General features: G+C 65.8%; 21 protein-coding genes and 1 riboswitch. Of the genes, 5 read left to right on the top strand and 16 right to left on the bottom strand.

The window, feature by feature from the left end; translation table 11 throughout:
• Nucleotides 1-76: 76 nt before the first annotated feature.
• Both G6R19_RS04535 and G6R19_RS04530 read right to left on the bottom strand, forming a co-directional pair.
• A complete protein-coding gene (locus G6R19_RS04535) occupies nucleotides 77-952 on the bottom strand; it encodes a VOC family protein (RefSeq protein ID WP_163162675.1) in 876 nt (291 codons plus the stop codon).
• 106 nt (nucleotides 953-1,058) lie between these two features.
• Complete coding sequence (locus tag G6R19_RS04530) at nucleotides 1,059-2,141, bottom strand: amidohydrolase family protein (protein WP_163162673.1); 1,083 nt, start codon at nucleotides 2,139-2,141, stop codon at nucleotides 1,059-1,061.
• A 76-nt stretch (nucleotides 2,142-2,217) separates the two neighbouring features.
• Nucleotides 2,218-2,325: riboswitch (TPP riboswitch) on the top strand.
• A gap of 15 nt (nucleotides 2,326-2,340) precedes the next feature.
• Here G6R19_RS04530 and thiC point away from each other — a divergent pair.
• Entirely contained in the window at nucleotides 2,341-4,152 is a 1,812-nt protein-coding gene (gene thiC, locus G6R19_RS04525) for a phosphomethylpyrimidine synthase ThiC (protein ID WP_163162931.1), read from the top strand.
• 69 nt (nucleotides 4,153-4,221) lie between these two features.
• Here the strand turns inward: thiC and G6R19_RS04520 are convergent, their stop codons facing one another.
• Both G6R19_RS04520 and ffh read right to left on the bottom strand, forming a co-directional pair.
• The gene (locus G6R19_RS04520) at nucleotides 4,222-4,956 is read right to left on the bottom strand and encodes an alpha/beta hydrolase (protein ID WP_163162671.1); all 735 of its coding nucleotides are present in this window, start codon (nucleotides 4,954-4,956) and stop codon (nucleotides 4,222-4,224) included.
• 102 nt (nucleotides 4,957-5,058) lie between these two features.
• A complete protein-coding gene (gene ffh, locus G6R19_RS04515; protein WP_163162669.1) occupies nucleotides 5,059-6,642 on the bottom strand; it encodes a signal recognition particle protein in 1,584 nt (527 codons plus the stop codon).
• An 84-nt stretch (nucleotides 6,643-6,726) separates the two neighbouring features.
• Between ffh and G6R19_RS04510 the strand changes: the two genes are divergently transcribed.
• Nucleotides 6,727-8,130: a glucose-6-phosphate dehydrogenase gene (locus G6R19_RS04510; RefSeq protein ID WP_163162667.1), complete on the top strand. Its 1,404-nt coding sequence runs from the start codon at nucleotides 6,727-6,729 to the stop codon at nucleotides 8,128-8,130.
• Nucleotides 8,131-8,257: 127 nt separating this feature from the next.
• Here G6R19_RS04510 and G6R19_RS04505 read toward each other — a convergent pair whose 3' ends face one another.
• Together G6R19_RS04505 and G6R19_RS04500 are read right to left on the bottom strand one after the other, a co-directional pair.
• Complete coding sequence (locus G6R19_RS04505) at nucleotides 8,258-8,596, bottom strand: P-II family nitrogen regulator (RefSeq protein WP_015937412.1); 339 nt, start codon at nucleotides 8,594-8,596, stop codon at nucleotides 8,258-8,260.
• Nucleotides 8,593-9,945, bottom strand: a complete 1,353-nt coding sequence (locus tag G6R19_RS04500; protein ID WP_163162665.1) for an ammonium transporter — start codon at nucleotides 9,943-9,945, stop codon at nucleotides 8,593-8,595. The genes G6R19_RS04505 and G6R19_RS04500 overlap by 4 nt, the downstream gene beginning before the upstream one ends.
• Nucleotides 9,946-10,170: 225 nt before the next feature.
• Here G6R19_RS04500 and G6R19_RS04495 point away from each other — a divergent pair, with 225 nt between their 5' ends.
• On the top strand, nucleotides 10,171-11,433 hold the full coding sequence (locus G6R19_RS04495) for an MFS transporter (RefSeq protein ID WP_163162663.1): 1,263 nt from the start codon (nucleotides 10,171-10,173) through the stop codon (nucleotides 11,431-11,433).
• On the opposite strand, the gene ftsY is transcribed toward G6R19_RS04495, so the two are convergent.
• From ftsY to coaD, 7 genes are all read right to left on the bottom strand, one after another.
• On the bottom strand, nucleotides 11,430-12,638 hold the full coding sequence (gene ftsY, locus G6R19_RS04490; protein ID WP_163162661.1) for a signal recognition particle-docking protein FtsY: 1,209 nt from the start codon (nucleotides 12,636-12,638) through the stop codon (nucleotides 11,430-11,432). The genes G6R19_RS04495 and ftsY overlap by 4 nt on opposite strands.
• 74 nt (nucleotides 12,639-12,712) lie before the next feature.
• Complete coding sequence (gene smc, locus G6R19_RS04485) at nucleotides 12,713-16,300, bottom strand: chromosome segregation protein SMC (protein ID WP_205484225.1); 3,588 nt, start codon at nucleotides 16,298-16,300, stop codon at nucleotides 12,713-12,715.
• A gap of 132 nt (nucleotides 16,301-16,432) precedes the next feature.
• Nucleotides 16,433-17,407, bottom strand: coding sequence for a bifunctional DNA-formamidopyrimidine glycosylase/DNA-(apurinic or apyrimidinic site) lyase (gene mutM, locus G6R19_RS04480; protein WP_163162659.1), 975 nt, complete (start codon nucleotides 17,405-17,407; stop codon nucleotides 16,433-16,435).
• Nucleotides 17,408-17,411: 4 nt separating this feature from the next.
• On the bottom strand, nucleotides 17,412-18,140 hold the full coding sequence (gene rnc / locus G6R19_RS04475; protein WP_163162657.1) for a ribonuclease III: 729 nt from the start codon (nucleotides 18,138-18,140) through the stop codon (nucleotides 17,412-17,414).
• A gap of 21 nt (nucleotides 18,141-18,161) precedes the next feature.
• The gene (gene rpmF / locus G6R19_RS04470; protein ID WP_009356569.1) at nucleotides 18,162-18,365 is read right to left on the bottom strand and encodes a 50S ribosomal protein L32; all 204 of its coding nucleotides are present in this window, start codon (nucleotides 18,363-18,365) and stop codon (nucleotides 18,162-18,164) included.
• Nucleotides 18,366-18,401: 36 nt separating this feature from the next.
• Nucleotides 18,402-18,926 (bottom strand): DUF177 domain-containing protein, encoded by a 525-nt coding sequence (locus G6R19_RS04465; RefSeq protein WP_163162927.1) that lies wholly within the window; start codon nucleotides 18,924-18,926, stop codon nucleotides 18,402-18,404.
• 123 nt (nucleotides 18,927-19,049) lie between these two features.
• A complete protein-coding gene (coaD, locus tag G6R19_RS04460) occupies nucleotides 19,050-19,550 on the bottom strand; it encodes a pantetheine-phosphate adenylyltransferase (RefSeq protein ID WP_163162655.1) in 501 nt (166 codons plus the stop codon).
• A gap of 43 nt (nucleotides 19,551-19,593) precedes the next feature.
• On the opposite strand from coaD, the gene G6R19_RS04455 reads away from it, so the two are divergent.
• Nucleotides 19,594-20,823 (top strand): aminotransferase class I/II-fold pyridoxal phosphate-dependent enzyme, encoded by a 1,230-nt coding sequence (locus G6R19_RS04455; RefSeq protein WP_240341747.1) that lies wholly within the window; start codon nucleotides 19,594-19,596, stop codon nucleotides 20,821-20,823.
• Nucleotides 20,823-21,617: a fused MFS/spermidine synthase gene (locus G6R19_RS04450; protein WP_205484223.1), complete on the top strand. Its 795-nt coding sequence runs from the start codon at nucleotides 20,823-20,825 to the stop codon at nucleotides 21,615-21,617. The genes G6R19_RS04455 and G6R19_RS04450 overlap by 1 nt, the downstream gene beginning before the upstream one ends.
• Before the next feature lie 37 nt (nucleotides 21,618-21,654).
• Here G6R19_RS04450 and rsmD read toward each other — a convergent pair whose 3' ends face one another.
• The 3 genes from rsmD to G6R19_RS04435 are packed head-to-tail and all read right to left on the bottom strand — an operon-like array spanning nucleotide 21,655 to nucleotide 25,576.
• Nucleotides 21,655-22,290, bottom strand: a complete 636-nt coding sequence (gene rsmD, locus G6R19_RS04445) for a 16S rRNA (guanine(966)-N(2))-methyltransferase RsmD (protein ID WP_163162652.1) — start codon at nucleotides 22,288-22,290, stop codon at nucleotides 21,655-21,657.
• 45 nt (nucleotides 22,291-22,335) lie between these two features.
• Nucleotides 22,336-24,600 (bottom strand): ATP-dependent DNA helicase RecG, encoded by a 2,265-nt coding sequence (locus G6R19_RS04440; protein ID WP_163162650.1) that lies wholly within the window; start codon nucleotides 24,598-24,600, stop codon nucleotides 22,336-22,338.
• Nucleotides 24,590-25,576, bottom strand: coding sequence for a DAK2 domain-containing protein (locus tag G6R19_RS04435; RefSeq protein WP_163162648.1), 987 nt, complete (start codon nucleotides 25,574-25,576; stop codon nucleotides 24,590-24,592). The genes G6R19_RS04440 and G6R19_RS04435 overlap by 11 nt, the downstream gene beginning before the upstream one ends.
• Nucleotides 25,577-25,578 lie beyond the last annotated feature (2 nt).

Here is a 25,578-nt window from a genome sequence, read left to right as displayed (position 1 = left end):
GTTGATGGTGGTGCCGGCCGGGAGCAATGCCTGCCGCCCGGCCGTTCGGGTTCAGCCTAGTACGGGAACGCCCGGGTCAGCGGACCGCTACGCGGATCCGGTTGCGCCACGGATCCTCAAACCGCAGTTCCGCCCCGGTGTGGTGCGCCGGCAGGCCGGCGACCCTCAGCCGGTCCGCGAGCGCCCCGACGTCGTCTCCGGACGGCACCTCGATGAGCACCTCGCCGAGGCCGAGCGTGTCCTTGCGCGGACCGGCGCCGCGGCTGTTCCATACATTCATGGCCATGTGGTGGTGGTAGCCGCCGGCGGAGACAAACAAGGCCTGCCCGTGCCAGCCTGCGGTCTTTTCAAACCCGAGGATTCCCACATAGAAGTCGCGGGCCGACTGGACGTCGCCCACCTGGAGGTGGACGTGGCCCACTCCTGCCACGCTCCCGCGCTGGCGCTGAAGGGACTCTTCGGTGAGGTGCTGCTCAAGGTACCGCTGGGGCGGCAGGGCCAGGCTGTCCATCACCACGTCGGTGCCGTTCCAGGACCAGTTGCTGCGGGGCCGGTCCCAATAGAGCTCGATACCGTTGCCTTCAGGATCAGTGAAGTAGAAGGCCTCGCTGACGAGGTGGTCCGCGCTCCCTGTGAAGGAGCGGGGTTCAAACTGGGCTGCGGTGGCGATGGTGGCGGCGAGGTCCGCCTGGTTCTCGAACAGCAGCGCCGTGTGGAAGAGGCCGGCTTCTCCCCTGCCCGGGAGGTTCAGCCCCGGAGCGGGCGCGAGGTGCACGAGCGGTTTCTGCAGCCGGCCGAGGTAGAGCCCGCCGTCCTGCTCGGCGACAACCTCAAGACCGAGGGCACGCTGGTAGTAATCCGTCATCACCTTCATATCGCCCACCTTGAGCATCACGGTGCCCATGGCGAGATCGGCAGGAAGAAGATCCTGGCCGGCGGCTTCTGCAGTCATTAAAAACTCCCGATGCTTGGGCCCTTCGGGTTATGGGCCTATGACTATTAAAATTACTTGAAGCTTCAATTTATTCCAAGTGTCTTCAAAGTCAAGCCAGCCCGGTTCAACGAATGACGCGGCCTCCCAGCACAACGTGTGCCAGTTCGCCGACAGTTGCCGGAGCCTGCCGCGGGTCCTCCCGGCACAGCACGACGTCGGCGCGGGCACCCTCCTGAAGTCCGTCGGCTCCCAGCCACCTCCGGGCGCCCCAACAGGCAGCGTCGAGGGCAGCGGCCATTGGCAGGCCTGCGTGGTGAAGGGCAAGGATCTCATCGGCGATCCTGCCGTGCCTGATGACGCTCCCGGCATCGGTGCCTGCGTAGATCTGCACCCCTGCTTCATATGCCTCCAGCACCCGTTCCGCGCGGCGCTCCCACAGTGCCCGCATGTGTGCCGCGTACCGGGGGAACTTCGGCTCTGCCTGGGCGGCGATGTCCGGAAACGTGGCGATATTGATGAGGGTGGGCACGATGGGAACGCCCTGCTCGACGAACCTGGGGAGGTGCCGTGGCAGGAGCCCGGTGGCATGCTCGATGCAGTCGATCCCCGCGTCCAGCATCTGGTCGAGGGTCTCTTCGCCAAAGCAATGTGCGGTGATCCGGGCGCCTTCGTCGTGCACCGCCTCTACCGCGTCCCGGACGACGGCGGCGGGAAACGACGGCGCCAGGTCACCGGCGCCGCGGTCAATCCAGTCCCCGACGAGCTTGACCCAGCCGTCGCCGTCGCGGGCCTGTTTCCGGACAGCTTCCACCAGGCCGTCCGGTTCAACTTCCTCGGCGAAACCGCGAAGGTACCGGCGGGTCCGGGCAACGTGCCTGCCGGCGCGGATGAGTACAGGGGCGTTCCGACTGCCCTGAAGGAACCGCGTATCTGCAGGGGAACCTGCGTCCCGCACCAGCAGTGTTCCAGCATTGAGGTCGGTTCTGGCCTGTTCCTCCGCAACTGCTGCGTCCACTGGGCCGCCGGATCCAAGCCCGATGTGGCAGTGGGCATCCACGAACCCCGGCAGGACCCAGCCTTCCAGCACCTGGTCCGGCACCTGCTGCGGGCGCGTAAAGGTCAACACCCCGTCGACGGACCACAGGCCCCGCCGCTCGCTGTCCGGCCCGGCAAGCACGGGGCCGCTGAATTCGATGATCTCCGGCATTGGACTCCTTTTCCCGCCAGTCAGGCTAGCACCGGCCATGTGACAAGCCCCTCGCGAAAGGCTGTGGTAGCTTTCTTCCTGACCACACGGGTGCCCCTGCAGGGGCTGAGATCGGGCTGACGCAGCCTGCGACCGTTGAACCTGTCCGGGTAATGCCGGCGAAGGAAGTGAGTAATCCTTGAGTACACCTATTGCACCGTTGAACCCTGCCCACATTCCGTCAGGTGGGGCCGAAGGCGGCCAGGACCAGGCTCCTGTTACGCAGTCGCTGAAGTCCCATTCCCTGGCCTTTGTCCACGATGAAGCAGCCGGGATACAGGTGCCCGTTACGGAGATAGCCCTGGCACCGTCACCCAACGGCGACTCCAATGGTCCGTTCCGGATCTACCGAACTGCCGGCCCGGGGAGCGACCCCGTCCGCGGCCTGAACCCTTTCCGCTCGGCATGGATAGAAGCGCGCGGCGACACGGAAACCTATGGCGGCCGCGGACGGAACCTGCTCGACGACGGCCGCTCGGCTGTCCGCCGCGGTGCCGCCAGCGCGGAGTGGAAGGGCGCCCGCCCCGTGCCCCGCCGCGCCGTCGAAGGCCGGGCAGTGACACAAATGCACTACGCGCGGCAGGGCGTCATCACCCCCGAAATGCGCTTCGTGGCGCTGCGGGAGAACTGCGACGTGGAACTGGTCCGCAGCGAAGTGGCAGCCGGCCGGGCGATCATTCCGAACAACATCAATCATCCCGAGTCGGAACCCATGATCATCGGCAAGGCCTTCCTGGTGAAGATCAACGCCAACATCGGCAACTCGGCGGTCACCAGTTCCATCGCCGAAGAAGTGGACAAGCTGCAGTGGGCCACCCAGTGGGGCGCAGACACAGTGATGGACCTTTCCACCGGCGATGACATCCACACCACCAGGGAATGGATCATCCGCAACTCGCCCGTTCCGATCGGCACCGTCCCCATCTACCAGGCCCTGGAAAAGGTCAACGGCGAAGCAAACGCGCTGACCTGGGAGATCTTCCGCGACACCGTCATTGAACAGTGCGAACAGGGCGTGGACTACATGACCATCCACGCCGGCGTCCTGCTCCGGTACGTTCCCCTGACCGCCAACCGCGTGACCGGCATCGTGTCCCGCGGCGGATCAATCATGGCCGGCTGGTGCCTTGCCCATCACCAGGAAAACTTCCTCTACACGCACTTCGACGAGCTCTGCGAAATCTTCGCAAGGTACGACGTCGCGTTTTCATTGGGCGACGGGCTGCGGCCTGGAGCGACGGCCGATGCCAACGATGCCGCGCAATTCGCCGAACTGGACACCCTCGCTGAACTGACGCAGCGCGCCTGGGAATACGACGTGCAGGTGATGGTGGAGGGCCCCGGCCATATTCCGTTCCACCTGGTCCGGGAAAACGTCGAACGCCAGCAGGAGCTGTGCAAGGGTGCGCCCTTCTACACGCTGGGCCCGCTTGTTACCGACGTGGCACCCGGGTACGACCACATCACCTCGGCCATCGGCGCCACGGAAATCGCCCGGTACGGCACCGCAATGCTGTGCTACGTCACCCCGAAGGAACACCTGGGCCTGCCCAACAAGGATGACGTCAAAACAGGGGTGATCACGTACAAGATCGCAGCGCACGCCGCAGACCTCGCCAAGGGCCACCCGGGGGCGCAGGAACGTGATGACGCGCTGTCCAAGGCACGCTTCGAGTTCCGCTGGCGGGACCAGTTCGCGCTGTCCCTGGACCCGGTGACCGCCGAGGCATTCCACGACGAAACCCTCCCCGCGGAACCTGCCAAAACAGCGCATTTCTGTTCCATGTGCGGTCCCAAGTTCTGTTCCATGCGGATCAGCCAGGACATCCGGGACGAATACGGGTCAGCGGAGTCGCAGGCGGCGGTGGCGGACATGGCAGCGGGAATGCGCGCGAAAAGCGAGGAATTCCTTTCAACGGGCGGCAAGGTCTATCTCCCGGAACTGGCCGTTCCGGTCAACGGCCGCCCGTAACTGCTCCACATTTTCCGTCCGGCAGGCTATTGGGGGCCTGCCGGACGGAGAGGCTGCCCTCGGCAGGGTTCAGGAAGCCCTGGCAGGCTGGCTCCTGCTGACCTCGCTGATGAACGAGCGGATGATGCGGTCACCTTCCGGGGAGTCATGGGGCCGGTGCCCTCCCGCCGCCGTGCGGTGCAGGGCGCCGGTCTCACGCAGGTAGCGGGCAATCTCCTCGTAGAGCGGTTCCCATCCCCCAGTGAGGACCAGGGTGGGAACACCGGGAACAATGTGCAGCGGCGCCTCCCAGGAGGGGGCCTGCAGCCGCAGCCTCCTGGCGGACCGCTTCTCCTCCGCTGTGGCCGGCTGCTGCAGGTCCGTGGCATAGACCCGCCGGACAAACTCGCGCTGGAAGTCCTCGTCGTTCATCTGGTGCCGGACATCGAACAAGGGCTGCATCAGCCCGATATGGGCCGCCGTGGCCGGCAGTTCCGCGGTAAGCGACAAGCAGGCCGGCTCCACCAGCGTCAACGAAAAGACAAGGTCGGGACGCTCGACGGCGGCCATCATCGCTGCGATGGCTCCCTGGGAGTGCGCCACAACGTGTCCGCCCGCGGCACCCCTGCCGTCGTCGGCAAGGGACCGCAACACAATGGCGGCGTCCTCGTCGAAGGAGGATTCAACGGGTTCAGCCACAGGATGGTACCCGTGGCGGCGCAAGAACAGAGCGTCATAGGACAGCGCCATACCGTGCTGGCGCGGCCATGCAGCGGAGCCGAAGCTGCCGGCGCCGTGCACGAACACTACCCTCTGCTTGAACATGACCCAACCCTATTCGACGGCGCCGACATCCCAAGTGAGTAGCGCCAAGTGTCGTTTTGACGGGTCAAAACGACACTTGGCGCTACCTGGTTGCAGATGTGGCTACTGGCCGAGGAACTTGTCGAAGCCCTTGGGCAGGTTCAGCTGCGAGGGATCAAAGTCGCCCTGCTGCTGGCCGAAGGCGGCCCCGGTGGGCAAAGCCTTGGCGGCATTCGCACGGCGTGCCTCGGCCTCCTTGCGCTCCTGCGCGGCTTTGGCCGGGTTACCTGACTTGGCCTTTTTCTTGGGGGCGTTCTTGGCGTTCTTCCGCGCACCGCCGCCCGCACCGGGCATGCCGGGCATCCCAGGCATTCCGGGCATGCCGCCCTGGGCCATCTTCTTCATCATCTTCTGGGCCTGCGCGAAACGCTCCAGGAGGCCGTTGACCTCGGAGACGTGCACGCCGGAACCGCGGGCGATGCGGGCGCGGCGGGAGCCATTGATGATCTTGGGCGCCACACGCTCATGCGGTGTCATGGAGCGGACGATTGCTTCAACGCGGTCAATCTCGCGCTCGTCAAACTGCTCAAGCTGCTGGCGGATGTTCTGAGCGCCCGGCATCATCATGAGCATCTTCTTCATGGAGCCCATGTTGCGGATCTGCTGCATCTGCGCCAGGAAGTCATCCAGGGTGAAGTCTTCCTGGTCGGCGAACTTCTTCGCCATCCGGGCAGCTTCGTCCTTGTCCCAGGACTTCTCGGCCTGCTCGATGAGCGTGAGGACATCGCCCATATCCAGGATGCGGGACGCCATCCGGTCCGGGTGGAAGAGCTCGAAGTCGTCAAGACCTTCACCCGTCGAGGCGAACATCACCGGCTTGCCGGTGACGGACGCAACGGAAAGTGCGGCACCGCCGCGGGCGTCGCCGTCGAGTTTCGACAGGACGATGCCGGTGAAGTTGACGCCCTCATCGAAGGCATGCGCCGTGTTGACGGCGTCCTGGCCGATCATGGCGTCAAGGACGAACAGCACTTCGTTCGGCACAATGGCACGGCGGATCTGCCGTGCCTGCTCCATCATGTCGGCATCAACGCCGAGGCGGCCGGCGGTGTCCACGATGACAACGTCGTGGAGTTTCTGGCGGGCTTCCTCAACACCGGCGCGGGCAACCTCTACGGGGTCCCCGGCAGGGTGCTCAAGCTCGGTGGAGGTGGCGCCGGGGTGCGGCGCGAACACCGGCACCTTGGCGCGCTGGCCAACCACCTGCAGCTGGGTGACGGCGTTGGGGCGCTGCAGGTCACAGGCCACCAGCATCGGGCTGTGGCCCTGGGCCTTCAGCCATTTGGACAGCTTGCCGGCGAGGGTGGTCTTACCGGCACCCTGCAGGCCGGCCAGCATGATGATGGTGGGCCCGTTCTTGGCCAGGCGGATGCGGCGGGTTTCGCCGCCGAGGATCTCCACCAGCTCCTCATTAACGATCTTGACGATCTGCTGGCTTGGATTCAGGGCCCCGGAGACCTCGGCACCCAGGGCGCGTTCGCGCACCCGGCCGGTGAATTCACGGACAACGGGAACGGCAACGTCCGCGTCCAGGAGGGCGCGGCGGATCTCCCGGACTGTGGCGTCAACGTCCGCCTCCGTCAGGCGGCCTTTGCCGCGGAGATTCTTGAAGGTTGCTGTCAACCGGTCAGAGAGTGAATTGAACACGCGCCGTGCACTTCTTTCAGTGGATGATCGGGACTCGACTATCTAGGGTACCAAGTCGGGCCCGCAAGGTGGCATGCTGGCAAAATGACGAGCCAGACAACAGTGAAAACCCTGCTCATCCTCGGCGCTTCCGGCGACCTCACCGGGCGGCTGCTCCTGCCCGGCCTGGCGCGGCTTGTTGCTACGGGCCGCGCGGCAGGCCTCCGCCTGGTGGGCGCAGGCTCCGATCCCTGGACCCCGGAACAATGGCGGGACAGGGTCCGTACGTCCTTCGCGGCGTCCGCGGAGTCGGCTTCCCCGGGTGGCCTGCGGGCACTGGAGGACCTGGAAAAGGAGACCGTCTACCACCAGCTGGATGTCACGGCCGGCGGTGCGCTTGCGTCGCTGCTGACCAACCTTGAGGGGCCCACCGCCGTCTACTTTGCCCTGCCGCCCCGGATCAGCCAACTGGCCTGTGAAGCCCTCCGGCCGGACCAGGTACCGGCCGGCACGAGGCTGGTGATGGAAAAGCCCTTCGGTTCCAGCGAGGAGTCCGCCCGTTCGCTCAACCAGACCCTGGTGCGCCTGGTGCCGGAGGACCATATCCACAGAGTCGACCACTTCCTGGGCAAAGCCACGGTGCTGAATATCCTGGGCCTGCGCTTCGCCAACAACTTCCTGGAGCCCGTATGGAACCGCGAGCACGTGGAGAAGGTGGAGATCATCTTCGACGAGGACCTCGCGCTCGAGGGCAGGGCCCGCTACTACGACGGCGCCGGTGCACTCCGGGACATGATCCAAAGCCACCTGCTCCAAATCATGGCCCTGATGGCGATGGAGCCGCCGTCGAGCATCAGCGAACGGGACCTGCGCGACGCCGTTTCCACGGTCCTGCGGGCAAGCAGCGTCCCCGCTCCCTATGCAGCTTCCACCCGCAGGGCGCGATACACGTCCGGGACGGTGGCCGGGAAGGAAGTGCCCGACTACGCGAAGGAGGACGGCGTGGACGCTTCCCGGGGAACTGAAACGCTGGCGCAGATCCAGGTGGGGATTGATAACTGGCGCTGGAAGGGTGTCCCGTTCATCCTGCGCTCCGGGAAAGCCATGGGCGTGAAGCGCAAGGAGGCCGTGGTGACGTTCAGGCCGGTCCCCCACCTTCCCAAGGGATTTACGGGGGTGGACTCGCCGAACCAGCTCAGGATCGGCTTCGGGCCCGACACCCTCGAATTCGACGTCGATGTGAACGGGCCCGGCGAGATCCTCAGCCTCAGCCGGGTCACGCTAGAAGCTGAACTGAGCGCATCCGAACTCCTGCCCTACGGGGAAGTGCTGGAGGGCGTTCTCACCGGCGATCCGCTGCTCTCCGTCCGGGGTGATACGGCAGAAGACTGCTGGCGGATTGTGGAGCCGGTCCTGAAGGCCTGGCAACAGGACAGGGTCCCGCTGGAGGATTACGACGCCGGATCCTCGGGGCCGGGGGAACTGTCCAGGAGCGTGCGTGCTGAGTAAACCGCGAGGCGTCCCAGCGGACGCGGGCAAGGCGCAGGAAATATAGACGGGCACAACAGAAGAGCGGGCAGGAAACCTTCCAATTTCCTGCCCGCTCTTCTGGACTGTTTTCCTGGTTGCCGACCGCCTAGATGGCGGCGACTCCCCGTTCCCCGGTCCGGACCCGAACTGCCTCGAAGACGTCCATGGTCCAGACTTTGCCGTCCCCGGCCCGGCCGGTGTTGGAGCTGGCGATGATGACGTCCAGGATGTCGTCAGCCTGCTCATCGGTTGCCAGGACTTCCACCCGGATCTTGGGCAGGAGGTCCACGTTGTACTCGGCTCCGCGGTACACCTCGGTGTAGCCGCGCTGCCGGCCGTAGCCGCTTGCCGCGCTGACCGTCAGACCCTGTACGCCGTAGGCTTCCAGTCCTTCCCGGATGGCTTCGAGCTTTTCCGGCCTGACGATTGCGGTAATCAGTTTCATGCCCCCACGCTTTCCTTGCCTGTTGCTGAATCGGTCTTCCGGGCATCCGCCGTGGCCCCGGAGGCCTCCGGCTGGGTCTTGCCCGTAATCATGTCGTGCAGCGGCTGGAAGCTTCCGCCGTGTCCGCCAACACCGAACTCGTAGGCGGTTTCGGCGTGCAGGCTGAGGTCCACACCCACCGATTCCTGTTCCTGCGAAACCCGGAAGCCCATCGTCTTGTGGATGGCCAGGGCAATGATGGCCGTGAGGATCGCCGAGTAGGCGATGGCGATGCCGGCAGCTGCGAGCTGGGCCCACATCTGGGTCATGCCGCCGCCGTAGAAGAGGCCGCCGCCCACGCCGTCGGCGGGAAGTGCGATGAAGCCCAGGGCCACGGTGCCGATGATGCCGGAGACGAGGTGGACGCCCACGACGTCGAGTGAGTCATCGAAGCCCCAGCGGAACTTCAGTCCAACAGCGAGGGCTGAGGCCACACCGGCCACAACGCCGAGGCCGAGGGCACCGACGGGGCTGACGTTGGCGCAAGCGGGGGTGATGGCGACCAGGCCGGCAACCACGCCGGACGCTGCACCGAGGGAGGTGGGGTGGCCGTCGCGGATGCGTTCGGTGACAAGCCAGCCGAGCATGGCGGCAGCAGGAGCGGCGAGCGTGTTGACCCAGATGAGGCCGCCCTGTTCAGCAGTGGTGGCCGCGCCGCCATTGAAGCCGAACCAACCGAACCACAGGATGGCTGCGCCAAGCATCACGAACGGGATGTTGTGCGGGCGGTGGTTGGGATCCTTGCCGAAGCCCTTGCGGTTGCCGATGATGAGGACGAGTACCAGTGCGGCCACGCCTGCGTTGATGTGGACCACCGTGCCGCCGGCGAAGTCGATGGCCGGGCCGAGCGCCTGGCCCACAGCACCTTCGGGGCCGAAGAGGCCGCCGCCCCAGACCATGTAGGCCAGGGGGCAGTACACCAGTGTGACCCAGACGGGGACAAAGACGCTCCAGGCGCCGAACTTTGCCCGGTCTGCGATGGCGCCGCTGATCAGCGCGACGGTGATGATGGCGAAGGTGGCAGCGTAGCCCACCTTGATCAGCCCGTCAGGAGTGTCGATGCCCTCGAGTCCGAAGGTGGCGAACGGGTTGCCCACAATCTGCAGGAACCCTTCACCGGAACTCATGGAGGCGCCCCAGAGGACCCAGACCACGCCCACCATGCCGATGGAGATGAAGCTCATCATCATCATGTTCAGTGCGGCCTTGGCACGCGTCATGCCGCCGTAGAAAAATGCCAGACCCGGCGTCATCAGCAGCACGAGGGCTGCCGACACCATGATCCATACGTGACCTGCGGTAAGTTCCATGGTGCACGTCCTCTCTGGTCGAATATTGCGGAGTCCTCCGCCTGCCAACGCCTTTTGCGTCCTGTAACGAGTTTGTCCGCGCCGTGTTTCGCCCACGGAGGATTTAGATTGCCGGCCTGTTACAACAACCTCTAGGAAGTAAATGGTGCATATCGCGCTTGTTACGGTTGTGTTTCACCGTTTCCGCCGGCACCCGGCCCTCCAGACTGCAAGGATTTGTGCACCATGACGGCAGCACCCCGCGGAAGCGGCGCCACTTCAAGGATCCTGGCCCGCCTGCGGCCGCAACGGGACCGGCTTCCCCGCGATATTAAGGTGATGCTCGCGGCAGCGTTCCTGATTGCGTTGGGATTCGGGCTTGTTGCGCCCGTATTGCCGCAATTTGCGACCACGTTCGGGGTGGGAAACACCGAGGCGTCCGTGATTGTTGCCATCTTCGCTTTTATGCGGCTCGTGTTCGCCCCGGCGGGCGGCAGCCTGATCGGCCGGTTGGGTGAACGGCCCGTCTATGTGGCGGGGCTGCTGATTGTGGCTGTCTCCACGGCGGCCTGCGCGTTCGCCCAGGACTACTGGCAGTTGCTGCTCTTCCGCGGTCTCGGCGGCGCAGGTTCCGTGATGTTCACCGTGGCGTCCATGGCCCTGGTGATCCGGCTCGCGCCTCCGGAGAGCCGGGGCAGGGTGTCCGGCGCGTACGCGACGGCGTTCCTTATCGGCAATGTCTGCGGCCCGATTGTGGGCGGGCTGCTGGCCGGATTCGGCCTCCGGATACCGTTCCTGGCGTATGCCGCAGCCCTGATAGCCGCCGCCCTGGTGGTCCAGACACAACTCAGCCACGAGCGCCGCGGTTCTGCGGAGGCACAACAGCGGTCACCGGAGATGAAGCTCGGCGAGGCGCTGGCAACAGGACCGTACAGGGCTGCGCTGATGTCCAGCTTCGCCAACGGGTGGGCCACCTTTGGCGTACGCATGGCTACCGTTCCCCTGTTTGCCGCTGCTGCCTTCGGCGCCGGGCCCGAGGCGGCAGGGCTGGCTTTGGCGGTGTTCGCCGCGGGCAATGCCGTGGCGCTGACGTTCTCCGGTCGACTGGCGGACAGCATGGGGCGCAAGCCCATGATGATCGCGGGCCTGCTGGTGGCCGGTGCTGCAACGGCCGGGATCGGCGTCGCCGGTGACCTGGTGTGGTTCCTGGCAGCCTCGGCGTTGGCCGGCGTCGGCTCCGGGCTGTTCGGACCGGCCCAGCAGGCCGCCGTCGCCGATGTGATCGGCAACGGGCGGTCCGGCGGCAAGGTCCTGGCGGTGTACCAGATGACGTCCGACGTCGGCGCGATCGCCGGGCCCGTGCTGGCCGGCGTGCTGGCAGACCGCCTGGGCTATGGCTGGGCTTTCGGCGTCACGGGCGGCATCATGCTGGTTGCCGCCTGCAGCTGGATTACCACCCGTGAAACCCTTCGGGCCGCCAAAAGCGCGGGCAGTGCGGACGGCCGCTAGTTCAGCAGCGCGTCCACAAACGCTTCAGCCTCGAACGGGGCAAGGTCGTCAGCACCTTCGCCCAATCCAATGAGCTTGACCGGTACGCCAAGGGTCTTTTGGATGGCGACGACAATGCCGCCCTTGGCCGTGCCGTCCAGCTTCGTCAGGACGATGCCCGTGATGTTAACGACTTCGGAGAACACGCGCGCCTGGTTCAGGCCGTTCTGGCCCGTGGTTGCATCCAGCACCAGGAGGACCTCGTCCACCTCCGCAAGCTTCTCCACCACACGCTTGACCTTCCCCAGCTCGTCCATCAGGCCCACCTTGTTCTGAAGGCGGCCGGCCGTGTCAATCATCACCACGTCGACTTCCTGGTCGATGCCGGCCTTCACTGCTTCGTAGGCAACGGACGCCGGATCGGCACCCTCGATGTCCGACTTCACGGTGGGGACGCCTACGCGCTGGCCCCACGTGGCCAGCTGCTCCGCAGCCGCAGCACGGAACGTGTCCGCGGCGCCAAGGATGACGTCCTTGTCCTCGGCCACCAGCACGCGGGCAAGCTTGCCCACGGTGGTGGTCTTGCCCACGCCGTTTACGCCCACCACCATCATGACGGCCGGCTTGTCAGCGTGGCGCTGCACGTTCAGGGTGCGGTCCATGGTGGGGTCCACAATCTTGATGAGCTCCTCCCGGAGCAGCATCTTGACCTGCTCGGGGGTCCGGGTGCCCAACACCTTGACGCGCTCACGCAGGGCGTCCACAAGCTGCATGGTTGGTTCGGTGCCAAGGTCGGCCAGAAGGAGGGTTTCCTCGACTTCGTCCCAAACGTTCTCATCGATCTTGTCGCTGGACAGCAGTGCCAGCAGGCCCTTGCCCATGATGTTGTTGGAGCGGACCAGTCGTTCGCGAAGGCGCATGAGGCGGCCGGCCACGGGCAGCGGGGTCTCGACCTGGATGACTTCCAGGCCCGCTGCATCGTCCGGGACGGTGGTGGTGTCCAGCCCCTCCAGGTCCACGCCGTCGGGGGCCTTGCGGTCCGTCGCCGCGGCCGGACTGTCCTCGACGGCCGTGCTCCCGCTCCGTGGCAGGACGGGGTCGTTGGCATCCCGGGTGCCGGGGTACTGGGTGATGTTCTTCCGCGTCTTGAGCAGGACCGGAATCAGCCCGCCAATAACCGCCAAGGCAGCAACAATGGACAAAATTATGGGGAGGATGTCATTCACTCCCCTAGCTTCTCATAACGCAGCGGGCGTTACGGGCGGCGAGGGGGCTGCCCGTAACGCCCGCCACAGCCCGCCTACACCTCGGCGCCCAGGCGCTGGCTGATGACGGTGGAGACGCCGTCGCCCCTCATGGTCACGCCGTAGAGAGCATCGGCTACTTCCATGGTCCGCTTCTGGTGGGTGATGACGATGAGCTGGCTGGACTCCCGGAGTTCCTCGAAGATGGTGATGAGGCGGCCCAGGTTTGTGTCGTCCAGGGCGGCTTCCACCTCATCCATCACGTAGAACGGCGAAGGCCGTGCCTTGAAGATCGCAACCAGCAGGGCCACTGCCGTCAGGGAGCGTTCACCGCCGGACAGGAGCGAAAGGCGCTTGATCTTCTTTCCCGCAGGGCGGGCCTCCACTTCGATGCCGGTGGTGAGCATATCCGCGGGGTCAGTGAGTACCAGCCGTCCCTCTCCGCCCGGAAACAACCGGGCGAAGACCCTGACAAACTGCGCCTGGGTGTCCTCGAAGGCTTCCGTAAAAACCCGCTGGACGCGGTCATCGACCTCCTTGATAATGTCCAGCAGGTCCTTCCGGCTGGCCTTCAGGTCCTCCAGCTGCGTGCTGAGGAACTGGTGGCGCTCCTCAAGCGCGGCGAATTCCTCCAGCGCCAGGGGGTTGACCCTGCCCAGGCTGGCGAGGTCGCGTTCTGCCTTCCGGAGCCGCTTCTCCTGCTCCTCGCGGATATAGGGCTTGCCCTCGATGATTTCGGCTCCGGCGGCATCCACCGGGGCGCGCAGTGCCGCCCATTTGTCGCCGCTTTCTTCGGCAGGGACCGGGACGGGCACCTCAGGCCCGTAGTCCGACACCAAGGCATCGGGCGTGATCCCGAGCTCATCGATGGAGCGGCTTTCCAGGGCTTCGATGCGGGCACGTTGCTGGGTGCGGGCCAGTTCATCGCGGTGGACGTTGTCCGTGAGCTCGGCGAGTTCCCGCGCGAACAGGTCATTGGCTGTCCGGATCTGCAGCAGTTCCTTGTCCCGCTGTTCCCGGTTCTCTTCAGCAAGGTCGCGTTCGTGCCTGGCCAGGTCCACAGACACATCCATGTACCGCAGGGCCAGTTCAACAGCGGCCGCTACGGCGGCAGCCCGTTTCGCCTGGGCCCGGCGGCGGCGGGCGCGTTCGGCTGCTTCCTCCCGGGCGCGGCGTTCGGTGGCAGCGGCACGTTCCAGCGAATCCACCCGGTTCCGGGTTGCGGTTAACTGCTCTTCGGCGCTGCGCAGTGACAGCCGGGCCTCCACCTCGGCAGCCCGGGCTGTGGAGGCAGCCTGGGCGAGGGCATCCCGGTGTTCGGTGGAGGGCTCCTGTTCCAGGGGCGCCTCCTGAGCGGCGGCAAGCCGCGCCGTCACGGCGGCGAGCGCTTCCTGCCCGGCCACAACGTTCGCTTCGGCTTGAGCCAGGGACGCCGCCAGCCGGTCGCTTTCGCCCACTGCGCTGCGAAGTACGGAGTTGAGGTGGCCGAGGCGTTCCGCCACGGCCGCCAGCCTGGCATCTGATTCGTGCAGCCGGTCGAGGGCAGCGTCGGCACGTTCCTGCGCCTCAGCCCGCCGCGCCTCTGCCGCGGCCAGGGCGAACCTGTTCCGCTCCAGCCCGGCAGTGACGGACGAAAGCCGGCTTTCGGCCTCGTCCACGGCGGCCTGGACTTCAAGGAGGGACGGCGCCTTCGCCGAGCCGCCCGTGGCTGAAACCGCGGTGAAGACATCCCCGCCCATGGTCACCGCCGTGATACCGGGACGCGCGGACACCAGCGCGGCGGCCGCCTGGACGTCGGGGACGACGGCGATGCCGGCCAGCAGGTGCCTCACTGCCGGGGCTGCGGGTCCGGCGTCCTGCACAAGTCCCCCTGCCCAGCGGGCCCCTTCCGGCAGGGGCGCGGCTTCACCCGCCACCGCCACCTGGGCGGCACCCCCAGCGTGGAGCAGGAACGACGCCCGCCCGGCGTCGTCGTCCTTGAGCAGTTGGACCATACCGGCTGCAGCCTCGTGGTCCCGTACGAGGACCGCGTCCGAGGCTTCCCCCAGGGCAGCGGCTATCGCCGTTTCGTAACCCGGTTCCACCGCCAGTTCCCCGGCGAGGGTTCCCAGGACACCTGCCAGTCCGGCGTCAAGGACGTGCCCTGCCCCGTCTTTCCTGTTGAGCCCCAGTTGAAGGGCGTCCCGGCGCGCCACCAACGCATCACGCTTGCGGATTCCCTCACTGACGGCCGCCTTGAAGCCGGAGATGTCCTGCAGAACTGCATCGAGTGCTTCGCTGGCGGCCTCATATTCGGCGTCAAGGGATTCCTCTCCTTCTTCCACGCCTGCCACCTGGTTTTCCAGCGCGGTGAACTCGGACTGGGCGCGGGCACGCCGTTCCGCCCCGGCAGCCTGGGATTCCCGGAGCCTGCCCAGCTCGGCCTGCGCGGATTCCACCCGTGACCTCGCCGCAGCAACCTGGCCGGCGAGCCGGGCCAGTCCTTCACGCCGGTCCGCGGCTGCCCGCAGCACCGCCGTGAGCCGCTTGTCCTCGGCCAGGGCGGCGGCCTCTGCCTCCGCTTTGGCTGCGCTGGCGGCCTCAAGTCCACTGCGCCTATCCAGGATGTGGCGCTCGAGCTTGGCAAGCTCCCCGCGCACGCGCCCGGCCTGCCGCTCAAGCTGTTCAGGATCACGGCCAGCTGCCGGGGGCTCCGTGGACCCGAGCAGGCGGGTGCGTTCCTGGGCCAACGTTCCGAGGGAACGGAGCCGCTCACGGGAGGCAGTCAGCCGGTACCAGGTGTCCCGTGCCGCGTTCAGCTTTGGCGTTGCTTCCGCGGCCAGCTGCTCCAGGGCAGCCTGCTGCCGGCGCCCGGCTTCCAGCTCCTGCTCGACGGCGGCCCGCCGGGATTTGAGCGCAGCTTCGTCTGCGACGTCCTGCTCCAGTGCTTCCTGCAGCTGGACGAGGTCGTCAGCGAGTAGCCGCGCCCTGGCATCGCGGACGTCGAACTGGACGCGCTGGGCACGCCGGGCCACCTCAGCCTGTTTCCCCAGCGGGGTCAGCTGGCGCCTGATTTCGCCGGTCAGGTCGGTGAGCCGCTGCAGGTTGGCCTGCATGGCCTCGAGTTTGCGGACCGTCCGCTCCTTGCGGCGCCGGTGCTTGAGGATGCCTGCGGCTTCCTCAATGAAGCCCCGGCGGTCCTCGGGGGTGGCATGGAGGACCCGGTCCAGCTGGCCCTGGCCCACAATGACGTGCATCTCACGGCCCAGGCCTGAGTCGGACAGCAGTTCCTGGATGTCGAGCAGCCGGCAGCCCGCGCCGTTGATGGCGTATTCGGAACCGCCGGCCCGGAAAAGCGTCCGGGATATGGTCACTTCGCTGTACTCGATGGGCAGGGCACCGTCAGTGTTGTCAATCGTCAGCGACACGTGTGCGCGCCCCAGCGGGGGCCGGCCGGACGTTCCGGCGAAGATGACGTCTTCCATCTTGCCGCCGCGCAGGGTCTTGGCCCCCTGCTCCCCCATGACCCAGGCCAAGGCGTCCACCACATTGGACTTGCCGGAGCCGTTGGGGCCCACTACGGCGGTGACACCGGGCTCGAAATTGAAGGTGGTGGCGGACGCAAACGACTTGAACCCCCGGACGGTCAGGCTTTTGAGGTGCAAGGCTTTTAGGTCTCCTGGATGGCTGGGACGGATGCTTCCCTGCACCAAATCTACTGCTTACCGGCGAAATGGCCCGGATTGACGGGCCCGTACCCCTGCACTCGGGGGCACCGGGACCGGCCGGCGTTTGTACTACCAGCGGCCGTTGCGGGGACGCGGCTGGCACACGGGACAGGTGTGTGAGGAGCGGTTCATGAACTGCTCCCGGCGGATGGTTGCGTGGATTCCCGCAGCAGCACACCGCTTGCACGGCTGCCCCTCCCGCCCATAGGCGTTGAGGGACCGGTCGAAGTATCCCGAGGCGCCGTTGACGTTCACATACAAGGAGTCGAAACTGGTTCCGCCCGCGGCCAGCGCATCCAGCATGACTTCGCGCGCGCTGCCCACTACCCTTTCCGCTTCAGCGCGGCGCAGGGTGTCGGTGGGCCGGGCGAAGTGGAGGCGGGCGCGCCACAGCGCCTCGTCGGCGTAGATGTTTCCGATGCCGGACACTAGGCCCTGGTCCAGCAGGGCACGTTTCAGGCCTGTTTTGCGTTTGCGGAGGCGGCGGTAGAAAAGGTCAAAGGAAAAAGCCGGATCCAGGGGGTCCCTTGCGATGTGCGCCGCTTCTTCTGCGATCAGCGGAAGGGGCGATTCAGCGAGGCCGCCCGGACCGCCGTCGTCCGTTGGAACCAAAGCGGTCACGAACAGGCCACCGAAGATCCGCTGGTCCACGAACCGCAGCTCTTCGGGCATGCCGTCGCGCGGGCCCAGCCGGATCCGTACTTTGAGGTGTTTTTCATCCGCGGCGCCGCCATCCTGCATCAGCAGCTGCCCGCTCATGCCCAGATGCGCCATCAGCGCCACCTTTTGGGTGCCGGCAGGCCCGTCCGGAAGTGGCCCGTCAGCCCCGGCGGACGTATCGAGCAGCGGCATCCAGAGGAACTTGCCCCGCCGCACGACGTCCGCGACCGTTGCGCCTTCGAGGTTGCCGATGAAGTCTTCGGTACCCAGTGCATGGCGCCGGATCGAGCGCTGGTCCAGGACGTCAACGCGCTCGATGGTCCTGCCGCGGACCCAGCTCACCAGGCCGCGGCGGACCACCTCAACCTCGGGAAGTTCGGGCACGACGCTACTTGGCGGCTACGGAACCGGGGGACTTGCCCGCCGGCGCGGAGCCGGCGTTGCCGGTGAGGGCACGCCAGGCGTCGGCGGCAGCTTCCTGTTCCGCTTCCTTTTTGGAGTGGCCGGTGCCCTTGCCGTAGGCCGTGCCGCCAATGTGCAGGGTAGCCGCGAAAATCCGCGCGTGGTCCGGGCCGGAGCCCTCCACTGCATAATGGATGGTTCCGAGCTGGCGGCTGGCCGCGAGTTCCTGGATGCTGGTCTTCCAGTCGGTTCCCGCACCCAAAGCGCCGGCATCCTTGAGCAGGGGCCCAATCAGCCGCATCACGAGCTGGCGGGCGGTCTCGATGTCGTTGGACACGTAGGTGGCGCCGATCAGCGCCTCCATGGTGTCCGCCAGGATTGAGGCCTTGTTTTTGCCCTCGGTGAGCTTTTCGCCCTGCCCCAGGTAGATGTAGTCGCCAATGCCGAGGCTGCGTCCGATGCCGGCGAGGGCACGGGTGCTGACCACGGCCGAGCGTCGCTTGGCAAGATCGCCTTCGGGCAGGTCTGGATTGTCCCGATACAGGGCGTCCGTCACGGAGAAGCCAAGGATGGAGTCCCCCAGGAATTCGAGCCGCTCATTCGTGGGTATGCCGCCGTTTTCGTAGGCGTAGGAACGGTGTGTGAGCGCAAGACGAAGCGTCCCGGCGTCAATAGAGACACCGAGACGCTTCAAAAGCTCTTCAGTTGAAGACATCATGTCAGCCGGAGGGGCCGATTAGACGTCCGCGACCTTGCGGCCCTTGTACTCAAGGAACAGCGCGGTGCCGGCCGAGTCGGTGACAACCTTTGCCTGGTGCGGCAGGCTGTAAGTAACCTGGCCGTTCTCCACGGTCTTCACCAGGTGGGGGGCGGTCGCCTTCCACTGCGAGCGGCGGGCGCGGGTATTCGAGCGAGACATTTTCCGCTTGGGAACAGCCACGGCTAACTCATTTCTCTCTAGACAAACACGTACAAATCAATTTTGCCGGTCAGGCTTAGCCATATCAGCTAGGGCAGCCCAGCGAGGATCCAAGACCTCGTGGTGGTGCCCCGGCTCGTCTTCCAGGCGAACTCCGCATTCGGAGCAAAGGCCCTGGCAGTCTTCCCGGCACACCGGCTGGAACGGCAGATTGGTGACAACCGCGTCCCGCAACACCGGTTCAAGATCGATTACATCGTGCTCGACTCGACGTTGCTCTTCATCTTCTTCTTCGTCCGAAAGCTCCACGCCTTCATAGAAGAAAAGTTCTTGCACATTGACCTCAAGGTCATACGCAAGGGGATCCAGGCATCGCCCGCATTCACCGGTTACTTCGGCAAGCGCGGTTCCTGATACCAGAATTCCTTCGTGTACGGCCTCAAGCCTCAGATCCAGCTCGATATCCGAGCCTTCCTGAACACCAATAAGCGCCACACCAAGGTCACTTGGTGCGGGTACATGTTCCGTCAGTGTCCGCATGCTTCCCGGACTGCGTCCGAGGTCCTTGACGTCGAACGCCAGGGGCGAACCAGCATCTCGTTTAATGAGAACTCCTGTTGAACATATGACCGACGTACCATCTTAGCCTGAAGAGCCGCAGGGACTCAAACCAGGTAACCGGCGGCGCCGAAGTACCGGACTAGCCTACCCTCTCGGCTGCTGTTCAGGCGCCGACTCGCCCGCAAGCATCCTCCGGTGCACTGACCTGGGAACGTAGTCCGAAACGCTGCCGCCCAGGCTTGCAACCTCTTTGATCAGGGTGGAGGACAAATGGATGTAGTGGGCCTCGGCGGGCAGGAACACCGTTTCCACGCCGCTGAGCTGGCGGTTCATCGTGGCCATGGGGAGCTCGTAGTCGAAATCCGAGGAGGACCGAAGGCCCTTGACGATCGCTGAAACGCCGCGCTGCCTGCAATATTCGGCCAGGAGGCCTTCCCCAACGGGTTCCACCACAATGCCCTTCAGTAACGCAAGGGTTTCCCGCGCCATGTCCAGGCGCTCTCCCAACGTGAACATGTACTTCTTGGCCGGGTTGGTGGAGACCGCAACGATGACCTCGTCAAAGAGGCCCGCAGCCCGGGCAATAACCTCGAGATGGCCGTTGTGGATGGGGTCAAAGGATCCGGGGCAGACAGCTCGTCTCATGCTCCGAACCTACCCCATGAAAAGGCCGGGATACCATGACTGGATGCATCCACAACGGGAAGTTTCCACCCCTTTGGCGCCCGCCCCATGGCAGCGGACCGCGCTCGGAGCCAACCTCCTGGGGCGTGACGGCGGGCTGGGAGTCACGATCTTCGAGGAAATGACCACCCTGGCGGTGCAGACCGGTGCGATCAACCTGGGCCAGGGCTTCCCGGACGAGGACGGGCCGCTGGAGATACGCGAAGCGGCCCGTGCAGCCATCGCCTCCGGGCATAACCAGTACGCGCCGGGGAGGGGCGTTCCGGAACTGCGGGAAGCAGTGGCTGCCCACCAGGAAAGGTTTTACGGCCTTTCCCCCGATCCGCAGACCGAGGTGATTGTTACAACCGGCGCCACCGAGGGAATTGCCGCCTCCCTGCTGGCTTTTGCAGGACCGGGTGATGAGGTACTGACCTTTGAGCCGTTCTACGATTCCTACGGCGCCGTTATCGGCCTGTCCGGCGCAACGCACGTAACGGCTCCCCTGCTGGCGCCGGACTTCATGCCGGACCTGGCTGCGCTGGAGGCTGCCTTCAGCGAGCGGACGCGGATCGTCCTGCTGAACAACCCGCACAACCCCACCGGCGCTGTCTTTCCGCGCCCGGTGCTGCAGCGCGTCGTGGACCTGGCCCGGAAGCACGACTGCCTGATCGTCACTGACGAGGTGTACGAACATCTCACGTTCGGCGACCGCCACGTCCCGGTGGCATCCCTTCCGGGAGCCGCTGACCGGACCATTACCCTTTCCTCGGCCGGCAAGACGTTCTCCCTGACCGGCTGGAAGATTGGCTGGCTTACAGGCCCCGAGGAGCTCGTGTCCGCTGTACGCACGGTCAAGCAGTTCCTCACCTATAGTTCGGGCACGCCGTTCCAGTCGGCCATTGCCAGCGGGCTCGGCCTGCCGGACGCCTTCTACGCCAACATCGCGGCCACGCTGAAGCACAAGCGCGACATCCTCAGCGAAGGCCTTCGGGCAGCCGGTTTCGACGTTTTCACGCCGCAGGGAACATACTTCGTCAACGTGGACACCGCGCCGCTGGGCATCCATGACTCGGTGGACCTGGCCCGCAGGCTCCCCGGCCTGGTGGGCGTGGCCGCCATCCCGGTTCCCGTTTTCTGCCATCCCGAAGGTGCGGAGAGGACGCGCAGCCTCCTTCGGTTTGCATTCTGCAAAAAGACCGAAGTCCTGGAGGAAGCCGCTGCCCGGCTGGCCACCCTCAGCGGTCGGCTCTGATGACGGCCGGGAACGGCAGGCGGGCGGAACGGTTCCTCCGGACCACCGGACAGCACGCGACCATCGCACCGGACGCCTTCACCGACGGCAGCTACGTGCTCAGCATCGGCGGGGCGGAGCAATCACATGTGAACCTGGCCCAGCCGGACGAGATTTTCTACGAGTACCTGCGGCGGATCGGCCACCTGGTGGATCTGGCCGCACCTCCCAGAAAGCCTGTGGCAGCACTGCACCTGGGAGCCGGGGCACTGACACTGGCCCGCTACATCCAGGCGACCAGGCCGGGATCGGTCCAGTACGCGGTGGAACTGGAACGCGAACTGCTGGACTTCGTCCTGCGCCAGTTGCCCCTCCCGGAGGGGACGGACCTGCACACCGTTATCGGGGACGCCCGCGGGGCACTCACGGAACTCGAACCCGGGCTCCTGTTCGACGTCGTGATCCTCGACATCTTCTCGGGTCCGGTTGCCCCGGGACACCTTGCCTGCACCGAGTTCTACAGCGAGGTGCGGGAACGGCTCACCCCGTGCGGGCTGCTGATCGTCAACGTGGGCGACGAACCGGGGCTCACCCTGGTCCGCAGCCAGGTTGCGGCAATGCGGCGGGCGATGGGTGACGTAGCGGCGTTTGCCGAAGCAGGCATGTTCGAGGGCCGCTACCCGGGCAACATTGTCCTGGCCGGCACCCAGGCGCCCTGGCCGGAAGGTTGGTCCGAAGCATTAGTATCCCGCGGCCCGCATCCCGCCAAAGTCCTGGCCGGCGTGGACCTGGACACCCTCGCACCCCAGTCCTGATTAAAACCCAGTCCTGATAAACCTAGTCCTGATAAACCTAGTCCTGGTCAACCACGTCCTGAGCAGCCAGGTCCTGGTCAACCACATCCGGGTCAATGGCGTCCGGCACAAAAGGCTCTGCGTACCACAGCCGGGTCTCACCGTATTTTTTCTCCGCGAACCGTGCCAGGCCGCCGGGCCAGCCCGGCTCCGGGGAGCGGGACGACCGTTCCACCACCACCACAGCCGCCGGCGAAAGGTGGGGAGCGAGCTTTTCGAGCGCCGCAGACAGCGCCACCTCCTCCAGCGGATAGGGCGGGTCCAGGAACACGAGGTCCCAGGTTGCCGTGGCGGCGGCGCGTTCCAGGAAAGGCTCCACCTTGGAGCGGTGGACCGTCACGGCTTTCCGGCCCAGAACCCCATTGATGAGGTCCGCGTTGCGCTGGCAGACGGCACTGGCCTTGGCATCGGATTCCACCAGGTCCACCGTCTGCGCGCCCCTGCTGCAGCTCTCGACCCCCAAGGAACCTGAGCCGGCGTACAGGTCCAGCACCCGCGCGCCGCTGATGACGTCAAAGGCGTCCAGCCGCGAGAACAACGCCTCCTTGACGCGGTCCGTGGTGGGCCTTGTCAGGGAACCCGGAACAGTCTGCAGGGGCGTGCCGCCGGCGGCCCCGGCGATAATGCGGCTCATTCGGCGCCCCCGCTTCGGCCGCCGTGGATATCAGATACAACCGTGTTAACCGCGTTCAAGGAACGCCTCCTTTTCGGGGTTCAAGTACTTCTCGATTGCCTCGGCCAGATCCGGGTGTGCCCCCAGCGACGGGTCCTGCGCCACAATCTGCTGGGCATCGTCCCGTGCGCGGCTGATGATGGCTTCATGCTCAAGCACCCGCAGAAGTTTCAAGGTGGAGCGTCCGCCGGACTGGGAAGCACCCAGGATGTCACCCTCGCGGCGCAGCTTGAGGTCCTCCTGGGAAAGTTCGAAACCATCCGTGGTGGCGGCGACGGCGTCCAGCCTCCGCCGGCTGGGGTGTTCAGGCTCCAGGGCGGTGACCAGCAGGCAGGTCCCGGGCAGGCCGCCCCGGCCCACCCTGCCGCGCAGCTGGTGCAGCTGGGAGATGCCGAACCTGTCGGCGTCGAGAATGACCATAAGGGTGGCGTTGGGAACGTCCACGCCCACTTCAATCACAGTGGTGGAGACCAGCAGCTTAACGCTGTTTGCCGTAAAACCGGCCATGGCGGCGGTCTTAGCTTCGGGCGGCTGGCGGCCGTGCAGCGGTGCCAACGGAACCCCGGACAGGGCGGGCTCATCCAGAAGCTGTTCGACGACGGCGTTCACTGATGCCAGTTCCCGTCCGCCTTCCCCGTCAATGCCGTCGTCCAGGTCGGCTTCCCCGGGGCTGAAATCGCCGTCGTCGTCGGTCCCGATCTTCGGGCAAACGACGTAGACCTGGTGTCCGGCATCGATTTCCTCGCGGGAGCGGGCCCAGATCCGGCCGGCCCAGGCAGGATTCTCCGCAAGTCCCACCAGGTGGGTGGTGATGGGTGCCCGGCCCTCGGGGAGCTCGTCGAGGACCGACGTCTCGAGGTCCCCGAACACGGTCATGGCAACGGTCCGCGGGATGGGGGTGGCGGTCATGACCAGCAGGTGGGGCGGCTTCCTTGCTTTGGCCCGGAGCGCATCGCGTTGCTCCACGCCGAAGCGGTGCTGCTCATCCACCACGATCAGGCCGAGATCGTAGAACGTGACGTTTCCGCTGAGGAGGGCATGGGTGCCAATGATGATTCCGGCTGTTCCGGAGGCGGCGTCGAGCAGGGCCTGTTTTCGTGCCGCGGCAGGCATGGAGCCGGTCAGCAGCGTGACCTGGACGGAGGCGTCGCCGAGCCCACCCAGCAGGCCGTCCCTGGAGAGCGGCCCAAGTGCGCGGCGGATCGACTCGAAGTGCTGCGCCGCGAGGACTTCGGTGGGTGCCAGCAGTGCCGCCTGTCCCCCGGCGTCCACTACCTGCAGCATGGCACGCAGCGCCACGATGGTCTTGCCGGACCCCACTTCGCCCTGCAGCAGGCGGTTCATGGGAGTGTCACGGGCCAGTTCCGCTGCGAAGGTCTTCCCGACGGCGGCCTGCCCGGCTGTGAGGGTGAACGGGAGGTTCGCGTCGAACGCGGTAAGAAGGCCTTCCGCGACGGGCCGGCGTGCCGTGGCTTCCTCGGAGGCCAGCTGTGCCCGGCGTCTGGCCAGCGCGGACTGCAGCACCAGGGCCTCGTGGTACCGGAACCGGTCCCGCGCCCGGCACCAGTCCTCAGCGGAGTCAGGAGCGTGGATGAGCCGGTACGCCCGGGCAAGCGGCAGGAATCCTTCACGGGCAGCGATGGCCGGCGGGACGGGATCCGGCAATGCGTCCAGGTCCAGGGTTTCCAGCAGGGTTCCGATGGTCTTCTGGATTTTCCAGCTGGGAAGTTTGGCCGTTGCCGGGTATACCGGGATGGGCATGGCTGCGAGTTTTTCCGGGTCTTGGGTTCCCTCGCTGAACGGGTCTTCGTCCAAGAGCTGGAAGTCGGGGTTGGTAAGGCCGAGTGCTCCCTTGAAGCTGGTGACTTTTCCCGAGAACAGTGCCCGCCGTCCCTGCAGCAGTTCGGCTTTCGCTTTGTAGCCGTTGAAGAAGCTGATTTTGAGGGTTCCGGGCACTTTGCCCCGGTAGTCCCGCCCGCCTACCAGCCGAAGCCCCTGCTGCCCGTCGTCGTCGGAAACTATGACGTCGGTGATGGTCCCGCGCCGTGCCTGCATGTTCCGGGTGCTGCTGGACAGCACTCTGGCAATGAGGGTGACTTCCTCATCGAGCGGAAGCTCGCTGATGGGCGTCAGCTCGCCGCGGGACATGTAGCGGCGCGGAAAGTAATGCAGCAGGCCTTCCACTGTGGTGATGCCAAGGTGTTTTTCGATGACCGCCGCGGAACGTTTTCCTATCCTGCGCTCCAGCGCAAGGTCCAACTCAGCGTTCATGCCCACTGGAGTTCACTGCGTCCGGGTGCGGTTCCCGCGGCAGGGCGAGTTCGCTGATACTGATCTGGGCGGGTTCGCCGAGGGATCGGATGAGGGCAACAGCCGCCTCGGGGGCAGGAACGTGGACGTGGACCCGCCAGCGGTAGTTTCCGTCAGCATCGGGGTTGCCCCCCACCTGGCTCATGATGACCGACTCGCCGATCTCATCGAGCTGCTGCCGGAGGGTGGCGGCATTCAGGGGGGAAAGGCTGATGGTGCACATGACTTCGACGCCGTCGTCATCCGGCATGGCAGTGTGGATGTGGGGATCGGACACGTCATAGCCGTGCAGCCCGTCCAGGAGCTCGCTTTGGAGTTCCTCGCCCAGGACGGCGGACCGGAGGCAGTCCAGGATCAGGAGCATCCCCACTCCGCCTGCATCCACCACGCGTGCGGATGTCAGGGCGTCCAGCTGGTCCTCGGTGCGGATGACGGCGGCAAGGGCCGCTTCGACGGCGGCATCCAGGGCCAGGCCCAGGGCATGGTTGCTGTCATCATGGTTTTGGCCGGCATCAACGGCTGCTGCGGCCCGTGCAGCAGCTTCCATCACGGAAAGCATCGTTCCCGGGACGGGGTCACTCAGGGCCGACCACGCTCGGATTTGGGCGCGGTTCAGGGCCGCTGCCAGCAGTGTGGAGGTCAGGCGCGTGTGCCCTGCCAGTGGTTCAGCCGCCGCGCAAAGGAATACGGAGAACAGGGTCCCGGAATTTCCCCTCGCTTCTTCCATCGCCGCCTGGCCGGCACTGGCCAGCACAGCGCCAACGTCCAGTTGCGCAGGCTGGTCGCCGGCTGCCGCCGCAGACTGGGCGGCTGCCCGGACAGTCAGGTAAAGGTTGGTGCCTGTGTCGCCGTCCGCCACCGGAAAGATATTGATGGCGTTGAGGCGGTCGCTGTGGTTGCCAAGGACGGTCTCAGCCTTGCCCAACCACCTCTTCATCG

The sequence above is a fragment of the Arthrobacter sp. Alg241-R88 genome (assembly GCF_900537115.1).
GTDB lineage: Bacteria > Actinomycetota > Actinomycetes > Actinomycetales > Micrococcaceae > Arthrobacter.
This window is presented reverse-complemented; position numbering and strand designations above follow the sequence as displayed.

Bases quoted from the DNA above. Each gene is read 5' to 3' on its own strand.
- coaD (WP_163162655.1), bottom strand. From the start codon at position 19,550: ATGAGACGAGCTGTCTGCCCCGGATCCTTTGACCCCATCCACAACGGC.
- G6R19_RS04455 (WP_240341747.1), top strand. From the start codon at position 19,594: ATGCATCCACAACGGGAAGTTTCCACCCCTTTGGCGCCCGCCCCATGG.
- G6R19_RS04530 (WP_163162673.1), bottom strand. From the start codon at position 2,141: ATGCCGGAGATCATCGAATTCAGCGGCCCCGTGCTTGCCGGGCCGGAC.
- G6R19_RS04440 (WP_163162650.1), bottom strand. From the start codon at position 24,600: ATGAACGCTGAGTTGGACCTTGCGCTGGAGCGCAGGATAGGAAAACGT.
- G6R19_RS04520 (WP_163162671.1), bottom strand. From the start codon at position 4,956: ATGTTCAAGCAGAGGGTAGTGTTCGTGCACGGCGCCGGCAGCTTCGGC.
- rnc (WP_163162657.1), bottom strand. From the start codon at position 18,140: ATGTCTTCAACTGAAGAGCTTTTGAAGCGTCTCGGTGTCTCTATTGAC.
- G6R19_RS04435 (WP_163162648.1), bottom strand. From the start codon at position 25,576: ATGAAGAGGTGGTTGGGCAAGGCTGAGACCGTCCTTGGCAACCACAGC.
- G6R19_RS04505 (WP_015937412.1), bottom strand. From the start codon at position 8,596: ATGAAACTGATTACCGCAATCGTCAGGCCGGAAAAGCTCGAAGCCATC.
- G6R19_RS04500 (WP_163162665.1), bottom strand. From the start codon at position 9,945: ATGGAACTTACCGCAGGTCACGTATGGATCATGGTGTCGGCAGCCCTC.
- rsmD (WP_163162652.1), bottom strand. From the start codon at position 22,290: ATGAGCCGCATTATCGCCGGGGCCGCCGGCGGCACGCCCCTGCAGACT.
- G6R19_RS04450 (WP_205484223.1), top strand. From the start codon at position 20,823: ATGACGGCCGGGAACGGCAGGCGGGCGGAACGGTTCCTCCGGACCACC.
- G6R19_RS04535 (WP_163162675.1), bottom strand. From the start codon at position 952: ATGACTGCAGAAGCCGCCGGCCAGGATCTTCTTCCTGCCGATCTCGCC.
- G6R19_RS04510 (WP_163162667.1), top strand. From the start codon at position 6,727: ATGACGAGCCAGACAACAGTGAAAACCCTGCTCATCCTCGGCGCTTCC.
- G6R19_RS04495 (WP_163162663.1), top strand. From the start codon at position 10,171: ATGACGGCAGCACCCCGCGGAAGCGGCGCCACTTCAAGGATCCTGGCC.